This window comes from Streptomyces sp. NPDC048416, assembly GCF_043200435.1.
Classification (GTDB): domain Bacteria; phylum Actinomycetota; class Actinomycetes; order Streptomycetales; family Streptomycetaceae; genus Streptomyces.
On the sequence record NZ_JBICXU010000012.1, the window covers coordinates 80,794 to 98,039 of the forward strand.

Genomic DNA, 17,246 nt, shown 5'->3' on the forward strand with positions numbered 1-17,246 from the left:
CCAGGTGGCGGGTGCGAACGGGTGAAGTCTGTTTCACGTCCCGGTAAGTGGCAGTTTGGGCCGAGATTTCCGGTTGACTGTGCGTGGCTGGTCCTCCGTAGCCCGACACCAGAGAGCGGTGACGCATGCTGCTGTTCCGCAGGCGGCGACAGCACGCCCGTGCCGTCGCGCGTGAGGCCGTACGGACCGGGTTCACGGTGGTGGACCGGCGGGCACCGGTGGCCGAAATCGCCAAGGCGTTGCTGCGGAAGGCGTTCCCCGATCACTGGAGCTTCCTGCTGGGGGAGCTGGCCCTGTACAGCCTGCTGGTGCTGGTGCTCACCGGTACGTGGCTGACCCTGTTCTTCGAGCCGGGCACCAAGGAGGCGCTGTACAACGGGAGTTACGTCCCGCTCCAGGGGCTTCCCATGTCGACGGCGTACCTCTCGACCCTGCACATCACCTTCGACATCCGCGGCGGCCTCCTGATCCGTCAGATGCACCACTGGGCGGCGCTGATCTTCATGGCCGCGATCAGCGTGCACCTGTTGCGGATCTTCTTCACCGGTTCGTTCCGCAGGCCCCGCGAGTTCAACTGGGCGATCGGTGTGTCGCTGTTCTTCCTCTCCCTCCTGGAAGGGTTCTGCGGCTATTCGCTGCCCGACGACCTGCTGTCCGGCACCGGGCTGCGCACCGCCAACACCATCGTCATGTCCATTCCGGTCGTGGGCACGCATCTGGCGTACCTGCTGTGGGACGGCGCGTTCCCCGGGCACCTCCTGAACAACCGGCTGTACATCCTGCACGTGCTGTTCGTGCCGGGCGCGCTGATCGCTCTGGTCACGGTGCATCTGATGCTGGTGGTCTATCTGAAGCACACACAGTGGAGCGGCCGGGGCCGGACGAACCACAACGTCGTGGGCCAGCCGATGTTCCCGCACTTCATCGCCAAGTCGACCGGCCTGTTCCTGATGGTCTTCGCGACGGTGGCCGTGCTCGGCACGGTGGCCCAGGTCAATCCGGTGTGGAACTACGGTCCCTACCGCGCCGACCAGGTGAGCACCGGGGCGCAGCCGGACTGGTACGTGGGTTTCCTGGAGGGGGCCCTGCGGCTCATGCCGCGCTGGGAGCTGGCGGTGGCGGGCCACACGGTCATGTGGAACGTTCTCCTGCCCGCCGTCGTGCTGCCGGGCGTGCTGGCCGTGCTCCTCATCGCGTATCCGGTCTTCGAGCGCTGGATCACCGGGGACCGGGGCGAGTACCACCTGTGCGACCGGCCCAGGGACCAGCCGACCCGCACGGCTCTCGGGGTGGCGGGCGTCGTGGCCTACGCCGTGCTCCTCGCGGCGGGCGGCAACGACGTGATGGCCTTCTCCTTCCGGCTGTCGGTGAACACTTTGACGTGGGTGTTCCGCGTCGGGTTCTTCGTCTTCCCGGTGCTCGCGTTCCTGCTCACCAAACGACTGTGCCTGGCGATGCAGTCGCACGAGCTGCACGTGCTGACGCACGGCGAGGAGACCGGTTATGTCACACAGCGGGTGCAGGGCTCGTTGGAGCCGGGGCATCGGCCGGCGTCCCCGGTGCGGCTCTACCGCTTCCTCGTGCGGGACCTTCCGGAGCCGGCGCCCGCCCCGGGCGCGGGGGCGCCGCGCCGCAGTCGTCTGCGGGCCGCCCTGAACCGCTGGTACTTCCGCCGCCGGGTGTCCCTTGCCGCCACCGCTGACCAGGAGCGCCACGTCGAGGAAGCGCTGGCCCGACCGGAACGGAAGACACCATGACGCAGACCGGCATCACGGCGGGGCGGCCACAGTCGACGGCCGGTGTCTCGCGCGGCAGCTCGCTCGGCGGGCGGCTGCTGAACTGCCTCACCACCACGGACCACAAGGTCATCGGCGCCCTGTACTTCGTGACGGCGTTCGGGTTCTTCCTCTTCGCCGGGCTGCTCGCCATGGGCATGCGGGCCGAACTCGCCCGCCCCGGGCTTCAGTTGTGGAGCAACGCGCAGTACAACCAGCTGGTCACCATCCACGGCACGATCATGATGCTGCTGTTCGCGACGCCGATGTTCGCCGGGTTCACCAACGCGGTGATGCCCTTGCAGATCGGCGCGCCCGACGTGGCCTTTCCCCGGCTGAACGCGCTGACCTACTGGCTCTATCTGTTCGGCGCCCTCATCGTCGTGTCGGGCTTCGTCGTGCCGGGCGGCGCCGCGTCCTTCGGCTGGTTCGCCTACGCACCTCTCAACAGCGCCGTCCGGTCCCCCGGCGCCGGAGGCGATCTCTGGGCCATGGGGCTGATCCTGACGGGCCTGAGCACCACCTTGGGCTCTGTCAACTTCATCGCCACGATCGTCTGCCTGCGCGCACCCGGCATGACCATGTTCCGTATGCCCATCTTCACCTGGAACGTCCTGCTGACGTCGATCCTGGCGCTGCTCGCGTTCCCGGTGCTCACCGCGCTGCTCTTCGCCCTGGAGGCCGACCGGAAGTTCGGTGCCCGCATCTTCGATCCGGCCAACGGCGGCGCCCTCCTGTGGCAGCACCTGTTCTGGTTCTTCGGTCATCCCGAGGTCTACATCGTGGCGCTGCCGTTCTTCGGGATCGTCTCCGAGATCATTCCGGTCTTCAGCCGCAAGCCCACCTTCGGCTATGTGGGCATGGTGGGAGCCACCATCACGATCACGGCGCTCTCCGCGGTGGTGTGGGCCCACCACATGTTTGCCACCGGGGCGGTGCTGCTGCCGTTCTTCTCCCTGATGTCGTTTCTGATCGCCGTACCGACCGGGGTGAAGTTCTTCAACTGGATCGGCACGATGTGGCACGGCGCCCTCTCCTTCGAGACGCCGATGCTGTGGTCGATCGGCTTCCTCGTCACGTTCCTCTTCGGCGGCCTCAGCGGTGTGCTGCTGGCCTCGCCACCGCTCGACTTCCACGTCACCGACTCCTACTTCGTGGTCGCGCACCTGCACTACGTCCTGTTCGGGACGGTGGTGTTCGCGATGTTCGGCGGGTTCTACTTCTGGTGGCCCAAGTGGACCGGGCGCCTGCTCGACGAGCGCCTGGGCAAGATCCACTTCTGGACGCTGTTCGTCGGGTTCCAGACGACCTTCCTCGTGCAGCACTGGCTCGGCGCCGAAGGGATGCCGCGCCGTTACGCCGACTACCTTTCCGCGGACGGCTTCACGCTCCTCAACACCGTGTCGTCCATCGGCGCGTTCCTGCTCGGGCTCTCCACCCTGCCGTTCCTGTACAACGTGTGGAGGACGGCGGCCCGGGCGCCCCTGGTCGGCGTAGAGGACCCGTGGGGGTACGGGCGGTCGCTGGAGTGGGCCACATCCTGCCCGCCACCGCGGCACAACTTCCACGCGATGCCCCGCGTCCGCTCCGACTCCCCCGCCTTCGATCTGCACCACCCGGAGGTCGCGGCTCTGCCGGTCCCGGCGACGCCGCGCGGACAGGCGACCCCCGACCCCCTCTAGGGGGTGTCTGGTGGATCATGGCCGGGGGTGCGGCGCCTGGCACGGCACCTCGCGGCGTTGCCGAAACGCCCCGATAGCTCCGCTATCACGACGTTCCGGCGCCTTGCGATGCACCGCACCAGGCGCCGCACCCTGACCGACCCTGATCCACCAGACACCCCCTAGGAGAGGCGTTCCATGAAAGCCGAGGCATATCTCTTCGCGGGGGTGGCGGTGTTCTTCCTCGCCACCGGGGTGGGCTACGGGTGGTGGTCGGGGCGCGAGCCCGCCGGGACCGCCGCGCTCACCGTGGCGTTCCTCATGTCGTCGCTGATCTGCTTCTTCTTCGCGCACCATCACCATCGTCGCGGCGACAGGCCCGAGGACCTGCGTCATGCACACATCGCCGACCGGGCCGGACCCGTCGACTTCTTTCCCGCCCGCAGCCCCTACCCCGCCGTCACCGGGTTCGGCGCCGCGGTGACCGCGGTCGGCCTCGTCTTCGGGCTGTGGCTCTTCATTCTCGGCTTCGGCGTGCTCTGCGCCGGCGTCGGCGGGATGGCCTTCCAGTACGTCCACCGAGGCGCCTGACTGCCCTACGGGGCGCCGGCGCGGGCCTGTCCCGGAACTTCCGGGCGCGCACGGGGGGGCCTGTCCCGGAACCTCGGGGCGCCCGCGCGGCCCTGCCCCGGGTCCTCGGGGCCGAGGCGCGGTGATCAGTGCGGCGTCAGGTCCTCGCCTGCGCGGTGCAGCGCGTCGCCGGACGCCCGTGCCGCCTCCCTGAGTTTCCACGCCCCGACCACCGAGAGGACTCCGGCACCCGCCGTGTAGGTGGCGGCGAGGGCCGCGGCCGCCCGCCCGGGCGGCATGGAGCGCTCCAACGTGCGCAGCGCGCTCTGGTGCGCCGACCACAGCGCGAGCACGGCGCACAGCCCGGCGCCGGCACATGCCGCTGTGCCAAGCCCCGCTCGCCTCATGGTGGCCGTCGCCTGCTCGCGCAACCGATCGACCTCCTGCTTGAAGAGGTCACTCGCGTCCTGCGCCAACCGGTCGGCGAGGTCGCCGGACGAGCGGTAGGGCGCGCCGTCCGCTTCGTGGTTCCCGCTCATGTGCCGCTGCCTTCCTGAGTGCCCGGCCAAGGGCGCGCTCCGGCGCCGGTCCTGGGCCGTGTCTTCACCGTCGACATCGGCGCGCGGCGGCGCGGGGGCCTGCCTCGTCGCCTCACCGTGACACGCCGGGCAGGGCGCCACAACCCGTGCCACTCCGGCCCGGCGCGCCCCGGGTCACAGTCGCCGCGACGGGCCGGCACCACCCGGACCCACGGCGCCCGCTCGTCGCCCCGCGCATGGCCGAACCCCGGATGCTGCCACCCACGGGATCACCCAAGCTGTCAGCGAAGGCACGGCGTCCGCCGCGTCGTCGAACGGCAGGAAGCGCGGTCACGGGCACTCCCGGCAGCTGACCCCTTTTCCACCGCCCAACCCAGGAGTGATCATGAGCGTGGGAGACGAATACCGCAGCCGTGCCCGCGAGTTGGAGGCCCGGGCGCAGGAGTGGAAGGAGGCCGCCGAGCGCGCGACCGACCCGGAACAGCGCAAGCGTCTCGCGGACAAGGCTCGCCGGGCCCAGGAGCAGAGCGAACAGGCGAGCCGCATGGCGGGCCAGGGCGTCGAACCGGTCTGACCCCGGCGCCGTACGCGGTCGTGCGCCCGCGGCAGCCGCGGCGCCGTGATCCCCGTACGCCGCCCGCGGTGCCGTGATCCCCGTACGCCGACGGAGCGCCGCGGTTCGTGTTCCGGCGTCGTGCCGTGTTCCGGCGTCGTGCCGTGATCCCCGTACGCCGACGGAGCGCCGCGGCCGTGTTCCGGTGCGCCCCGGATGAGTCCCCGCCGTCGGGGCACACGTCTGTATCTGGGTACCGGCACGGATCGGAGACTGCGCATGCGCACCGTCGGGGTGGAAGAAGAACTGCTCATGGTGAGCGCGCGGACCGGAGAGGTTCTGGCGCTGTCCACGGTCGTCGTCTCACCGCCTTCCCCCCGGGAGGCGGATGACGACGACGAGCAGGGGTTCGAGAGGGAACTGCAGAAGGAACAGGTGGAGTTTGCCACCAGCCCGCTGACGTCGATGGCCGATGTCGAGGAGGAGATCGTCCAGCGTCGCAGGGAGGCCGCCTCCCGCGCCGAGGAGGCGGGAGCCACGGTCGCGGCCCTTGCCACCTCGCCCGTGCCGGTGCAGCCCTCGCTGGACCTCGGGGAGCGCCACCTCTGGATGGCGCGGAACTTCGGGCTCACCGCCCGCGAGCAGCTGACCTGCGGCTGTCATGTGCATGTGGCGGTGGAGTCCGACGACGAGGGCGTCGCCGTGCTCGACCGGATACGGCCCTGGCTCTCGGTGCTGACCGCGATCAGCGGGAACTCGCCCTTCTGGCAGGGCGAGGACAGCGGCTACAGCAGCTACCGCAGCCGGGTCTGGAACCGGTGGCCCTCCGCCGGGCCGACGGAGATCTTCGGCTCTGCCGACCGCTACCACCAGCACGTCGAGTCGATGCTCGCCACAGGTGCGCTGCGCGACGACGGCATGATCTACTTCGACGCCCGCCTCTCCGCCCGCTACCCCACGGTGGAGATCCGCGTCGCCGACGTCTGTCTTGAGCCGGGCACCACCGTCCTGATCGCGGCGCTGGTGCGTGCCCTGGTGGAGACCGCCGCGTCGGCCTGGCGCGCCGGGCGTCCGCCGGCGCCGGTCAGTGCCGGCCTGCTGCGCCTCGCGTCGTGGCGGGCCGCGCGCTCGGGCCTCACCGGCACGCTCGTCGACCCCCGCACGATGCGCGAAAAGCCCGCGTCCAGCGTGGTCTCGGCGCTCGTGGCCCATGTGGAGGACGCCCTTGCGGACAGCGGTGACCTGGAGCGGGTACGTCGCACACTGGCCCGGTTGACGGAGCGGGGCACGGGCGCGGAGCGCCAGCGCGAGATCTACCGGCAGCACGAGAACCTGGAGTCGGTCGTGCGGGAGTGCGCCCGCATCACCGCCCTGGCCGACTGAGGGTCCGAGCGGCGAGGGCGTTCTCGTGGTGGCCGCGACGGTGCGCCGTGTGCTCGCCCCTCGCCCGGCACGACAAACGGCCGGGTGCCCGCACCATCGGTGCGGGCACCCGGCTTTCGGCTGCGCGGGCCCCTGAGGACCCGTGCCCCGGAGCCCGTTCCCCAGAGCCCGTGCCCCGGAGCCCGTGCCTCAGAGAGCGGGCGGGAACCTGTCCCACGCCCGGTGCTCGGCAAGGGCGCCCCGGACGCTCTCCACGACCGCCGAACCGGTGTCACCCACCACGATGCCGGGCTCGTCCGCGCCGATGCCGGACGCGTCGAAGAGACCGCGTGCGTCGTTCCAGCCGCCGATCGCCTTGCCGTGCCGGTACGCCTCGGTGAGCAGCAGCAGGACGCGCGGGTCGGCCCCCCGCGAGGCGGGGGCGCCCGCCTTGGCGTCGCGTGCGCCGTAGGCGTCGGCGCCGGGCTCGGGCGATCCCGCGAACAGGAGCGCGTCGTACTCGACGGACCGGGCGGTGGCGAAGGTCCGCTGGACGGCGATCGGATCGCCGTCGGAGCCGAGGGTACCGCCGGTCGGCGCGATGACGAGGGGGACCATGCCGGCGTCAAGGACGGCCTGCCGCACACTTCGTACGCCGTCCAGGTCGGCGGCGGCGTCGGCGACGATGCCGATGACCCGGCCGTCCGTCGGCCAGGTGTTGCCGAGCTGCGACAGGGCGGGGCTCGGCTCGGCCGGGGCGAGCGGCACGGTGGCTTCGGGGGCCGGCAGACCGAGGCCCGCGGCGACCTGCTCGCACAGCTCCGGGTCGATGTTGGCCAGCACTTGCAGGTTGCGTTCCCTGACGGCCTGTTCGAAGCACTTGCCCAGTTCGAAGGTGTACGCGGCGATGATGTGCTCGCGCTCCGGGGCGCTCATGCTGAGCCAGAAGAGCCGGGGCTGGCTGAAGTGGTCCGCGAACGAGGCGGGCGCCTCGCGGACCTTGCTCGCTTCCGGGATGCGCACCGGGGTCTCGATGAAGGCGCTCATGTCGGCGCCGGCGAGGAAGGGGCATCCGCCGTCCAGGCTGTTGGGCCGGTAGGGCGCGACGCCGGTGTGCACGGCGCTCTGGTGCATGCCGTCGCGGAGCATGTCGTTGACGGGCGCGTGCGGCCGGTTGATCGGAATCTGCGCGAAGTTGGGCCCGCCGAGCCGGCTGATCTGCGTGTCGAGGTAGGAGAAGAGGCGTCCGGCGAGCAGCGGGTCGTCCGTGACGTCGATGCCCGGGACCAGATGTCCTGGGTGGAAGGCGACCTGTTCGGTCTCGGCGAAGTAGTTCTTGGTGTTGGCGTTCAGGGTCATCAGGCCGATGGGCTGCACAGGGGCGAGCTCTTCGGGGACGATCTTGGTGGGGTCGAGAAGGTCGATCCCCTCGAAGGTCTGCTCAGGGGTGTCGGGGAAGACCTGGATCCCGAGTTCCCACTGCGGGAAGGCGCCCGCTTCGATCGCGTCGAACAGGTCGCGGCGGTGGAAGTCGGGGTCCATTCCGTTGATGAGCTGCGCCTCCTCCCAGACCAGGGAGTGCACGCCCAGCTTCGGCTTCCAGTGGAACTTCACGAGCACGCTCTCACCGGCGGTGTTGACCAGCCGGAACGTGTGGATCCCAAAGCCCTCCATCATCCGGTAGGAGCGCGGGATGCCTCGGTCGGACATGTTCCACAGCGTGTGGTGGGTGGCCTCGGTGTGCAGGGACACGAAGTCCCAGAACGTGTCGTGGGCACTCTGGGCCTGCGGGATCTCCCGGTCGGGGTGCGGCTTGGCGGCGTGCACGATGTCCGGGAACTTGATCGCGTCCTGGATGAAGAAGACCGGAATGTTGTTGCCGACGAGGTCGAAGGTCCCTTCGTCGGTGTAGAACTTCGTCGCGAAACCACGGGTGTCGCGCACCGTGTCGGACGATCCGCGCGAGCCGAGGACGGTGGAGAACCGGACGAAGACCGGCGTCTCCACACCCTCGGCCAGGAAGGCCGCCTTGCTCACCTCGCTCGCGGTGCCGTAGCCCTGGAAGACTCCGTGGGCGGCGGCGCCCCGCGCGTGCACCACTCGTTCCGGGATCCGCTCATGGTCGAAGTGGGTGATCTTCTCGCGCAGATGATGGTCCTGGATCAGGACCGGCCCCCGCGGCCCGGCCTTCAGGGAGTGGTCGCTGTCGTACACCCGCGTTCCCTGGGCCGTGGTGAGGTACGCGCCGCTCTGCGCCATGCGTGCCGGATCGGCGCCCGTGGCCTGGCCGGTGGGGCTCACGGTTTCCGGGCCCTGCTGATCCGGCTTCGGGGGCAGCGGTTCGGCGGGCCGGGTGGGCTCGGCCACGGGCGGCGACACCGGCCCGGGCCTGCCCGGCAGGCTGTCGCTCGCGGTGGAGTCTGCGCTCGGGTGTTCTGTCGTCATGCTCTCTCCCAGTGGCGGTGGTCAGGACACCTCAGCCATGACCGTTGGGCCGTGAACCTCAAACGGACCACGGGCGGTTGTCACCCGCATCCGCAGGGGCCCATGGCATCTGCCCGGTACGTGGCGTGGCGTGTGCCGTCCACGCCGCGTACCCGCTCTTCATGGATGAACGCTCCCTCTCCCGGGGACGGCCCGATCACGTCCCCGGGAGCGCGTCCTCACGGGGTGAAGAGGACTTTGACGGCGCCGTCGCGCTTCTTCTGGAACATCTCGTACGCGTCGGGCGCCTGCTCAAGGGTGACGCGGTGCGTGGCGAAGTCCTCGACTCCCAGGGGGTCGCCGTCGGTCAGGAGCGGCATGATGTCGTCGACCCAGCGCCGGACGTTGGCCTGGCCCATGCGCACCTGGAGCTGCTTGTCGAACATGGTCAGCAGGGGCATCGGGTCGGCCGCGCCGCCGTAGACACCGGAGATGGAGATCGTGCCTCCCCTGCGGACGAGGTCGATCGCCGTGTAGAGCGCGGAGAGCCGGTCGATTCCGGCGCGCTTCATCATGGCCGATGCCAGTGCGTCGGGCAGGAAGGACGTCATGCCCTGGGCGGCGGCCGCGACACGGCTGCCGTGTGCTTCCATGCCCACCGCGTCGATGACGGCGTCCGGCCCGCGGCCGCCGGTGAGTTCGCGTACGGCGTCGGTGAGGCCGTCGCCGCACTCCGTGAGGTCGAGGGTGTGCAGGCCGCGGCGGCGGGCCCGCTCCAGCCGCTCCGGTACGAGGTCGATGCCGATGACGGTCCCGGCGCCGCGGTGGGCGGCGATGCGGGCGCTCATGTCGCCGATGGGGCCGAGGCCGAGGACTGCGACGCTGCCGCCGGGCGGGATGGCCGCGTACTCGACGGCCTGCCATGCCGTGGGCAGGACGTCGGAGAGGTAGACGAACCGCTCGTCCGAGGGGCCTTCGGGAACCCGGATGGGCAGCGTGTTGCCGAAGGGGACGCGCAGGTACTGGGCCTGGCCGCCCGGGACCTGTCCGTAGAGCTTGGTGTAGCCGAACAGCGAGGCGCCCGTGCCGTGTTCGTGCACCTGGGTGGTCTCGCACTGCGAGTGCAGGCCCTGGGCACACATGAAGCAGGTCCCGCACGAGACGTTGAAGGGGATCACCACCCGGTCCCCCGGTTTGAGCGCGGTGACGTCGGGACCCACCTCCTCGACGATGCCCATCGGTTCATGTCCGAGGATGTCGCCCGGGTCGAGGAACGGGCCGAGAACTTCGTAGAGGTGCAGGTCGGACCCGCACAGACCGGTCGTCGTCACCTTGACGACGATGTCGTCGCTGTCCTGGATGGTGGGGTCGGGCACGGTGTCGACGCGTACGTCGCGCCTGCCGTGCCAGGTGAGTGCCCTCATGATGCCTCCTTGTGGGTGTGTCGCCTCAGATCGCTCATAACCGCACCTTTCACACAGATCGCGCGTGCCCCGGGCGCAGGCCGCGAACCGGCATCGCGGGTGCTTTCCCGCGCGTGGCCGTCACGGGCCCCGCGGCGCCTTCGCCGCCTCATCGCCTGTGCCATGTGTCGGCGCCTGCGTCGTACACGGCGAGGCCGAGCGCCTCGAACGCGCGGAGCCAGCCGGCCATCGGCCAGCTGCCCCAACGCCGTTTGTAGAGCGCCCCGTTCCTGAGGATGTCGTCGAGGTGCTGGACGGGCGGCTCATGGGTCGGATGGTGCTGGTGGTAGGCGGGGGCGCCGCCCACCCACCACAGGTCCACCCCGCGGCGGGCGGCCGTGGCGCAGAAGTCGGTGTCCTCGCCGCCGTATCCGGTGTACGACTCGCAGAACCCGCCGACGCGGTCCCAGGTGCTCGCGGTGAGGGCGAACGACAGCGACCAGAACAGGTTCGGGTCTCCCCCGCGCAGGATCTGGCCCTCGGCGGGCGCCGGGCGTGCCGGGTGCGGGGGTGCCAGGCCGGCCAGTGCGGTCAGGTCGTAGCCCCCGGGCGGCGGGGGCGGCAGGTAGGCGACGGTTCCGCACAGCAGCGCGTCGTCCTCGGCCGCGCGGGCGTAGCCGTCCAGGAGGAGCGGCCCGGGTACGCAGTCCACGTCGAGGAAGACCAGGAGGTCCGCGCCGCCGTCCAGGGCGCGCACGGCTCCCGCGTTGCGGGCGGCGGCCAGCGGCAGGCGGCCCTCGGCCAGCGCCACGGTGATCACGTCCGCGGTGGGCTCCCGCCCGGCGGTGAGCGGGCCGATCTCCGGGTCGTCCATGGAGACGACCACGTAGTGGTCGGGGGTGCGCACGCCGGTGGCGAGCCCGTCCTGCTGGAGCAGCAGGTGGCTGTGCCGGCCGGCGGCGGGAGTGATCACCGCGGTGCGCATGTGGCCTGCCTCGTCGGGCGGCCGGCCAGCTCGGTGAGCAGGCGCCCCGCCCGCTCGGCGCCGTCGCCGAAGGACCAGCGGTCCCAGTGCTCCGGCCGGGCGGCCGCTTCCGCGAGCAGGGCGGGCCACTCCCGGGGGCCGGGCCAGGTGTCCCGCACGGTGGCGAGGCCAGCCGAGCGCAACGCCCGTGCGGTGGCGTGCTGTTCACCGTGGGGGCGCTCCTGCGGGATGACGACGGCGGGCACGCGGGCCGCCGCGCATTCCGCGATGGCGTTCTGTCCTGCGTGGGTGACGACGACGGCGGCGCGGCACAGCAGCGCCCAGGGGTCCTCGATCCAGGGCGCGCCGGGGCCGCCGAGCACGGTCCACGACCAGTCGGGAGTGGCGTGTGCGGCCTCGCGCAGCTGGTCGGGGGTGACCTCGGCGCCGCCGGCGCCGAGCATCACGACGACGTCGTTACGGGCCCGTTCGCGGCCGGCGCGGGCCGCGGGGCGTGGCCGGCCGTCGTAGCGCGACATGCTTCCGGTGTGCAGGGCCTTGGCGCGCCAGTGCGCGGGCCAGCCCGGTTCGGGCAGGGAGCGGGGCCAGGGGGCGATGAGGGCGTCCGCGAGGTCGTAGCCGAGGCGGTGCGCCGCGTCCAGGCGGTCACCGCGCATGGCCGCGACGACGACCGGGATCCCCATGAGCCGCGCAAGGGTGGCGGCCTCCACCGATACGTCGCTGACGAACAGGGCGGGGCACTCCCGTCTGATCCACTCGGCGATGATCCCCATGCGTTCGCGATGTCCCCGGTGGTGCACCGGCACCCAGTGCAGACGTCCTCGGGCGGTGTGGTCGAGGGGGTCGTCGGCGGTGTCCGCGGGCAGCGGGACCCAGGGCCCCCGCCAGTCCCTGGGCCGGGGCAGCGACGACAGGACGGTGACGGGCCCCGCCACATGCGCCGCGATGCACTGCGCGCGGTGCAGATGGCCGCGGCCCTGGTGGTGGACGTAGTAGCCGATCAACGCGTCACCTTCTCGTACAGGGTGGTGTAGGCGTCGGCGGTGCGCTCGATGGAGCAGAACCGCTCGGCCCTGCGCCGGGCCTGCCTGCGGTCGAGGCGCATGGCACGCGGGATGAGCGCGGCGAGGGCCGCCACGTCTGCGGGCGGGGCGAGCAGACCGCAGTCGGGGGTGAGGATTTCCGCCAGGGCGCCGCGGTCGAAGCCGCAGACGGGTGTGCCGCAGGCCAGCGCCTCGGCGACGACGAGACCGTACGGCTCGTCCCAGCTGGGCGTCACCAGGGCGGCGGCCGCCGTCCCGAGGAGCTGGGCCAGCTCCTTGCGGTCGAGGTGGCCGACGTACTGGACGTCGTCCTGGAGCAGGGGTGCGACCTCTTCCTCGAAGTACCGCTCGTCGGACATGGGTCCCGCCAGCCGCAGCGGCACGCCCGCCGCGCGGGCCGCCCTGATGGCCAGATGCGGGCCCTTCTCCGCGACCATGCGCCCGGACCACACCAGGTCGGATCCGCCGGGGCCCGGCGTCCAGAAGTCGGTGTCGATGCCGTTGCGTACGACCAGGGCCTCGGGCACCGTCGGCTGCCACGCGAACGCCGTGAAGCGGCTGACCGCGGTGAAGACGACCGGGCAGGCGTCCTGGGTCTGGATGGCCGACTCCAGCCAGGGCGTGGGCGGCGTGTGCAGGGTGGTGATCACCGGGACCCGCAGCGCCGACGCCATCGCGACGGGCAGGTAGTGCAGGCTGTTGTTGTGCACGACGTCGAAGCGGTGCTCGCCGTCCCGTGCCAGGTCCAGCATCAGGCCCAGATAGGCGTGGTGTTCCTCCATCCACGTGGTGCTCGGCATGCTGGCGTCCGAGCGGGCCGCCGAGCTCAACGCCACGCGGCGCACGGGCAGTTCGCGCGCTTCGAGCGCGGGGTCGGAGCCGGGCGCGGCGAAGAGTTCCACGTGGTGTCCGCGCCGGCTCAGGGCGTGGGCCAGGCCCCAGGTGTGTGCTTCGAGCCCCCCGGCGAACGGCTCGTTGATCGGAAAGCGCGCGGACGCGATCAGGGCCACCCGCAGCGTGCTCATCGCAGCAGGCGGGCGTAGAGGGCGCGGTGGGCGGCGGCGAGTTCGGTGCGCTCCTGCGTACGGTGCCGGGCGGTGGCCCGGGGCGCCGGCCTCTCCTCGTAGGCCCGCAGTACGGCCTTGCGCAGGGACTCCTCGTCGAGGCCGCCCTCCTGGGTGTGTCCGTACGTCAGGCAGGGGCGCTGCTGGGCGTAGAACCCGCAGTCCGGGGCCGCGACCGCGGTGCCGAGGTCGTGACACGCCTCAAGCCACCCGGAGTGGGTGCCGAACAGATAGGGCAGCACGGACAGGTCGAGTGAGGCCAGGTAGTCCCACAGCTGCTCGTCGTCGAAGTAGTCGTGGATGGTGAGCGTGAGCCGCCCGCGGTGCGCCAAGTCCCGTAGGGCGTCGATGAGTTGGGGTGCGTAAGCCGGGGCGTCGGGGTCGGCCACGTCCCGGTGGATGTTCACCTGGAACTCCGCGTCCGCGAGTTCGGCCACGGTGTCGGCGAGCACCCGCACGACGGGCAGGACGGACATGTTGGGCCGCAGGCTCTTGGCGTGCACGCCCACCCGGAACTGGTCGTGGGCGGGCCTTTGGTGAGCCAGCAGCGGCAGGTCCACCACATGGGGGTGCGGCAGGACGGTCGCCGTCCGGTTCCAGCGGCCGCTGATGGTCTCGGCGGCCCCCGGGGTGAGCGTGATGAGGTGGTCCGCTGCCGGGATGACGACGTTCAGGGCGGCGTCGTGGGTCGCGGGGTCGAGCTGGTGCGGGTTGCGCAGGTCGTGCACCGTGTAGACGAGCGGTTTGCCGTGCCGCTTCAGGGTGTCCACGAGGGCGGCCAGCTGGGCGGGGCTCTGCGCGTCGAACCCGAAGTGCAGGTGGAAGACGTCGAAGTCCTCGTGGTGGGCGCTCACCCAGTCGGGGTCGAGCATGACCGGGGGCCACCAGCGTTGCGATGTGCTCGGCGCGCCGTTGGGCCGTGGGTCGGTGAGGCGCCGCACACCGTCGGCCTCGGGTGCGGAGCAGTGCCGCACATACACATGGCCCGCGGGTACCGAGGCGACCCGGATCTCGCCGGGGGCTCGTAGGGACGAGGGTTGTTCGGCCACGGTGACACTCCTCCGGTGCGGGACGGGCGGCGCCCTGGGTCGCCTGTCCCAGTGTGGTGAGCGTCTTCGGATGCCGCACGTGGAGGGCGGGCCCGCTGGAGCACGCGGCTGTGTACCGCCGCAATCACCGGTGTCAGGTGTCGGCCGGCCGGGTGAGGAACCGGGCGGCGAAACGGCCGGTGGTCCACCGGCGCGTCACGCAGCTCGGTGATCGCCCCGGGCCCGTGGTGCTGCGGCCGGGCAGGATGCGAGCTCTCCTTCGGGCGCGCACCATGGGCTTGAGTGGGCGGCGAAGGGGTACGTCGTGTCTCTGACCACCCGGCCCCGCGCCCGCCCATCCGCTTCTCGCGCTCGGGCCCCGTATGCGTGGCACAGCCACGTCGGCAAGGAGGACCCCCTCTCATGGCCATCCGCCATCAGCTGATCCAGCGCTCCCCCGCCGCGGTGTGGGCGGTGCTCGCCGATCCCGAACGGTACGGGGACTGGGTGGTGGGGCCCGACAAGTCGTCGCCCATCGACCGGTCCTGGCCGGAGACGGGCGCGCGGCTGCGGTTCACCCTGCGCCTGGGCCCGTGGTCCGGGGACGGCACGACGACGGTCCGCCACAGCGAACCGTGCAGGGAACTGGAGCTGGAGGCCAGTTTCAAGGCACTGGGCAGTGCGAGGATCTTCCTCCAGCTCAGGCCGTGGGGAACGGGCACCCTGGCGATCTGCGACGAGCACCCGCTGCGCGGCCTGGGCGGCACCCTGCACAATCCCGCGACCGAGGTCCTGCTCCAGCTCCGGCACCGGGGCATGCTGGCCCGTTTGGCCAAGGTCGTCGAGCAGGAGGACGGCGTCAAGGTCAGCCATGCCTGACGCCGTGGTGATCGGCGCCGGCCCGAACGGCCTTGTGGCCGCGAACGTACTGGCCGACGCCGGCTGGAGCGTGGAGGTCCTGGAGGCGCAGGAGGAGCCGGGCGGCGCGGTGCGCAGCGACCGCGGCGTGCACCCCGACTACGTCTCGGACCTCTTCAGCGCGTTCTATCCCCTGGCGGTCGCCTCCCCGGTCCTGTCCCGCCTCGACCTCGCGGCCGAGGGCCTGCGCTGGACGCACGCTCCGCGTGTCCTGGCCCACCCGCTGCGGGACGGCAGGTGCGCGGTGCTGGAGCGGCACGTGCGGGACACCGCGGCCGGGTTGGCCGAATTCAGCCCGTCCGACGGCCAGGCCTGGCAGGACATGTACGACATGTGGTGCCGGGTGGGTCCGGACGTGGTGCAGTCCCTGTTCACCCCCTTCCCGCCGGTCCGCGCCGGGCTGCGGCTGGCGGCGAAGCTCCGCGCCCCGGGCGGCCTGCGGCTGGCCCGGAAGCTGGCGCTGCCCGTACGGCGCCTGGGCGAGGAGGAGTTCGCGGGCGAGGGGGGCCGGCTGCTGCTGGCCGGCTGCGCCCTGCACGCCGACATGGCCCCCGAGTCCGCGGTCAGCGGGGGCTTCGGCTGGCTGATGTCGATGCTCGGTCAGAGCCACGGCTTTCCCGTTCCGGTCGGCGGTGCGGGCGCTCTGACCGCGGCGCTCGTGAGCCGTCTCGAAAAACGCGGAGTCGTCGTGCGCTGCGGCGAACGCGTCGCATCCGTCGTCGTACGCGGCGGCACCGCGGTGGGCGTCAGGACCGCGCACGGGGAGACCGTCCGGGCCCGCAGGGCGGTGCTCGCCGACGTCTCGGCACCCGCCCTGTACCGGGAACTCGTGGGCGAGGAACACCTTCCGTCCCGTCTCGTGCGGGATCTGACGCGCTTTCAGTGGGACTTCGCGACGTTCAAGGTCGACTGGGCGCTCTCGGGTCCCGTGCCGTGGACGGCGCCGGGGGCCCATGGCGCGGGCACGGTCCACCTCGCCGACGGCGTCGACGGCCTGACCCGGTTCGCCTCGCAGATCGCGATGGGACAGGTGCCCAGCGATCCGTTCGCCCTGGTCGGCCAGATGACCACCGCCGACCCCAGTCGTTCGCCCTCGGGTACGGAGTCGGCGTGGGCCTATACGCATGTGCCGCAGGACATCACCTCCGACGCCGGACCCGACGGCATCACCGGCCGGTGGGACGCCCGGGAACAACAGGCCATGGCCGACCGGGTCGAGGAACAGGTGGAGCGCTACGCGCCGGGCTTTCGTTCGCTGATCCGCGCCCGGCGCATCCTGGCCCCCACGACGCTCCAGGCCATGAACGAGAACCTGCATCTGGGCGCCATCAACAACGGCACCACCGCCCTGCACCAGCAGGCCATCTTCCGCCCGGTGCCCGGCACCGGGCGGCCCGAGACCCCGGTCAAGGGCCTCTACCTGGCCTCGGCGGCCGCGCATCCGGGCGGCGGCGTCCACGGCGCCCCGGGCGCGAACGCCGCCCGCGCGGCGCTGCGGCCCCATGGGCTCCACACTCTTCTCCACCGTGCCCAGCGGGTCTGACATTCCCCGCGCCCAGGACCCCGGGGGCCGGAAGCCGGGGACCGGAACCGCATGGTCCATATGGTGGTTCGGGCCGCCACCGGGCACCAGGGGCGGCCCGGTCCTGGTATGAGTAGTCCCTTGGGGCGGATGCCGACCTTGATCTGCGACAGAACCGGACATCCCGTGGACGATAGCCATTCCAGCGACCCGTGGCCGAGTATCGCCACCCTCGTCGAAGCGATGGAGGGCGGGCCGGATCCCGGCGCGGCCGAACTGCTCGAACGGTTCGCCCGTGAGGCCGACCGTGCCGCCGTCTTCGCCCTCAGAGACGCCTTGATGGCCCGGGCCCAGCGCGCGGGCAAGCAGGACCTGTAGGGCGTCGCGCGGTCACGGGCG

At 71.6% G+C, this 17,246-nt stretch carries 15 protein-coding genes; 8 read left to right on the top strand and 7 right to left on the bottom strand.

The window, feature by feature from the left end; all coding sequences use genetic code 11:
• Positions 1-128: 128 nt before the first annotated feature.
• From ACGFW5_RS17745 to ACGFW5_RS17755, 3 genes are all read left to right on the top strand, one after another.
• Positions 129-1,757, top strand: coding sequence for a cytochrome bc complex cytochrome b subunit (locus ACGFW5_RS17745; protein ID WP_393835270.1), 1,629 nt, complete (start codon positions 129-131; stop codon positions 1,755-1,757).
• The gene (ctaD, locus tag ACGFW5_RS17750; protein ID WP_393835153.1) at positions 1,754-3,457 is read left to right on the top strand and encodes a cytochrome c oxidase subunit I; all 1,704 of its coding nucleotides are present in this window, start codon (positions 1,754-1,756) and stop codon (positions 3,455-3,457) included. Before ACGFW5_RS17745 ends, ctaD begins: the two co-directional genes overlap by 4 nt.
• A 177-nt stretch (positions 3,458-3,634) precedes the next feature.
• On the top strand, positions 3,635-4,027 hold the full coding sequence (locus tag ACGFW5_RS17755) for a cytochrome c oxidase subunit 4 (RefSeq protein WP_393835154.1): 393 nt from the start codon (positions 3,635-3,637) through the stop codon (positions 4,025-4,027).
• A 125-nt stretch (positions 4,028-4,152) separates the two neighbouring features.
• Here the strand turns inward: ACGFW5_RS17755 and ACGFW5_RS17760 are convergent, their stop codons facing one another.
• Entirely contained in the window at positions 4,153-4,545 is a 393-nt protein-coding gene (locus ACGFW5_RS17760; RefSeq protein ID WP_393835155.1) for a phage holin family protein, read from the bottom strand.
• Between the two features lie 385 nt (positions 4,546-4,930).
• On the opposite strand from ACGFW5_RS17760, the gene ACGFW5_RS17765 reads away from it, so the two are divergent.
• Positions 4,931-5,119, top strand: a complete 189-nt coding sequence (locus ACGFW5_RS17765) for a DUF6381 family protein (protein WP_393835156.1) — start codon at positions 4,931-4,933, stop codon at positions 5,117-5,119.
• A gap of 258 nt (positions 5,120-5,377) precedes the next feature.
• The gene (locus tag ACGFW5_RS17770; protein ID WP_393835157.1) at positions 5,378-6,481 is read left to right on the top strand and encodes a glutamate--cysteine ligase; all 1,104 of its coding nucleotides are present in this window, start codon (positions 5,378-5,380) and stop codon (positions 6,479-6,481) included.
• A 189-nt stretch (positions 6,482-6,670) separates the two neighbouring features.
• On the opposite strand, the gene ACGFW5_RS17775 is transcribed toward ACGFW5_RS17770, so the two are convergent.
• From ACGFW5_RS17775 to ACGFW5_RS17800, 6 genes are all read right to left on the bottom strand, one after another.
• Complete coding sequence (locus ACGFW5_RS17775) at positions 6,671-8,905, bottom strand: catalase (RefSeq protein ID WP_393835158.1); 2,235 nt, start codon at positions 8,903-8,905, stop codon at positions 6,671-6,673.
• Positions 8,906-9,123: 218 nt separating this feature from the next.
• Positions 9,124-10,308, bottom strand: a complete 1,185-nt coding sequence (locus ACGFW5_RS17780; RefSeq protein WP_393835159.1) for a zinc-dependent alcohol dehydrogenase — start codon at positions 10,306-10,308, stop codon at positions 9,124-9,126.
• A gap of 148 nt (positions 10,309-10,456) precedes the next feature.
• Positions 10,457-11,272, bottom strand: coding sequence for a glycosyltransferase family 2 protein (locus tag ACGFW5_RS17785; protein ID WP_393835160.1), 816 nt, complete (start codon positions 11,270-11,272; stop codon positions 10,457-10,459).
• Positions 11,257-12,276, bottom strand: coding sequence for a glycosyltransferase (locus ACGFW5_RS17790; protein WP_393835161.1), 1,020 nt, complete (start codon positions 12,274-12,276; stop codon positions 11,257-11,259). Before ACGFW5_RS17790 ends, ACGFW5_RS17785 begins: the two co-directional genes overlap by 16 nt.
• Positions 12,273-13,340 carry a glycosyltransferase gene (locus ACGFW5_RS17795; RefSeq protein WP_393835162.1) on the bottom strand — a complete coding sequence of 356 codons (1,068 nt, stop codon included), beginning with the start codon at positions 13,338-13,340 and terminating at the stop codon, positions 12,273-12,275. The genes ACGFW5_RS17790 and ACGFW5_RS17795 overlap by 4 nt, the downstream gene beginning before the upstream one ends.
• Complete coding sequence (locus tag ACGFW5_RS17800; RefSeq protein WP_393835163.1) at positions 13,337-14,428, bottom strand: glycosyltransferase; 1,092 nt, start codon at positions 14,426-14,428, stop codon at positions 13,337-13,339. Before ACGFW5_RS17800 ends, ACGFW5_RS17795 begins: the two co-directional genes overlap by 4 nt.
• A 402-nt stretch (positions 14,429-14,830) precedes the next feature.
• Between ACGFW5_RS17800 and ACGFW5_RS17805 the strand changes: the two genes are divergently transcribed.
• The 3 genes from ACGFW5_RS17805 (at position 14,831) to ACGFW5_RS17815 (ending at position 17,225) form a co-directional block, all read left to right on the top strand.
• On the top strand, positions 14,831-15,286 hold the full coding sequence (locus ACGFW5_RS17805; RefSeq protein WP_393835164.1) for an SRPBCC family protein: 456 nt from the start codon (positions 14,831-14,833) through the stop codon (positions 15,284-15,286).
• Positions 15,279-16,868 carry a phytoene desaturase family protein gene (locus ACGFW5_RS17810; RefSeq protein WP_393835165.1) on the top strand — a complete coding sequence of 530 codons (1,590 nt, stop codon included), beginning with the start codon at positions 15,279-15,281 and terminating at the stop codon, positions 16,866-16,868. The genes ACGFW5_RS17805 and ACGFW5_RS17810 overlap by 8 nt, the downstream gene beginning before the upstream one ends.
• Before the next feature lie 165 nt (positions 16,869-17,033).
• The gene (locus ACGFW5_RS17815) at positions 17,034-17,225 is read left to right on the top strand and encodes a hypothetical protein (RefSeq protein ID WP_393835166.1); all 192 of its coding nucleotides are present in this window, start codon (positions 17,034-17,036) and stop codon (positions 17,223-17,225) included.
• Positions 17,226-17,246: the final 21 nt, after the last annotated feature.

Coding starts and splice junctions, on each gene's coding strand:
- ctaD (WP_393835153.1), top strand. CDS start 1,754: ATGACGCAGACCGGCATCACGGCGGGGCGGCCACAGTCGACGGCCGGT.
- ACGFW5_RS17755 (WP_393835154.1), top strand. CDS start 3,635: ATGAAAGCCGAGGCATATCTCTTCGCGGGGGTGGCGGTGTTCTTCCTC.
- ACGFW5_RS17760 (WP_393835155.1), bottom strand. CDS start 4,545: ATGAGCGGGAACCACGAAGCGGACGGCGCGCCCTACCGCTCGTCCGGC.
- ACGFW5_RS17765 (WP_393835156.1), top strand. CDS start 4,931: ATGAGCGTGGGAGACGAATACCGCAGCCGTGCCCGCGAGTTGGAGGCC.
- ACGFW5_RS17770 (WP_393835157.1), top strand. CDS start 5,378: ATGCGCACCGTCGGGGTGGAAGAAGAACTGCTCATGGTGAGCGCGCGG.
- ACGFW5_RS17775 (WP_393835158.1), bottom strand. CDS start 8,905: ATGACGACAGAACACCCGAGCGCAGACTCCACCGCGAGCGACAGCCTG.
- ACGFW5_RS17780 (WP_393835159.1), bottom strand. CDS start 10,308: ATGAGGGCACTCACCTGGCACGGCAGGCGCGACGTACGCGTCGACACC.
- ACGFW5_RS17785 (WP_393835160.1), bottom strand. CDS start 11,272: ATGCGCACCGCGGTGATCACTCCCGCCGCCGGCCGGCACAGCCACCTG.
- ACGFW5_RS17795 (WP_393835162.1), bottom strand. CDS start 13,340: ATGAGCACGCTGCGGGTGGCCCTGATCGCGTCCGCGCGCTTTCCGATC.
- ACGFW5_RS17805 (WP_393835164.1), top strand. CDS start 14,831: ATGGCCATCCGCCATCAGCTGATCCAGCGCTCCCCCGCCGCGGTGTGG.
- ACGFW5_RS17810 (WP_393835165.1), top strand. CDS start 15,279: ATGCCTGACGCCGTGGTGATCGGCGCCGGCCCGAACGGCCTTGTGGCC.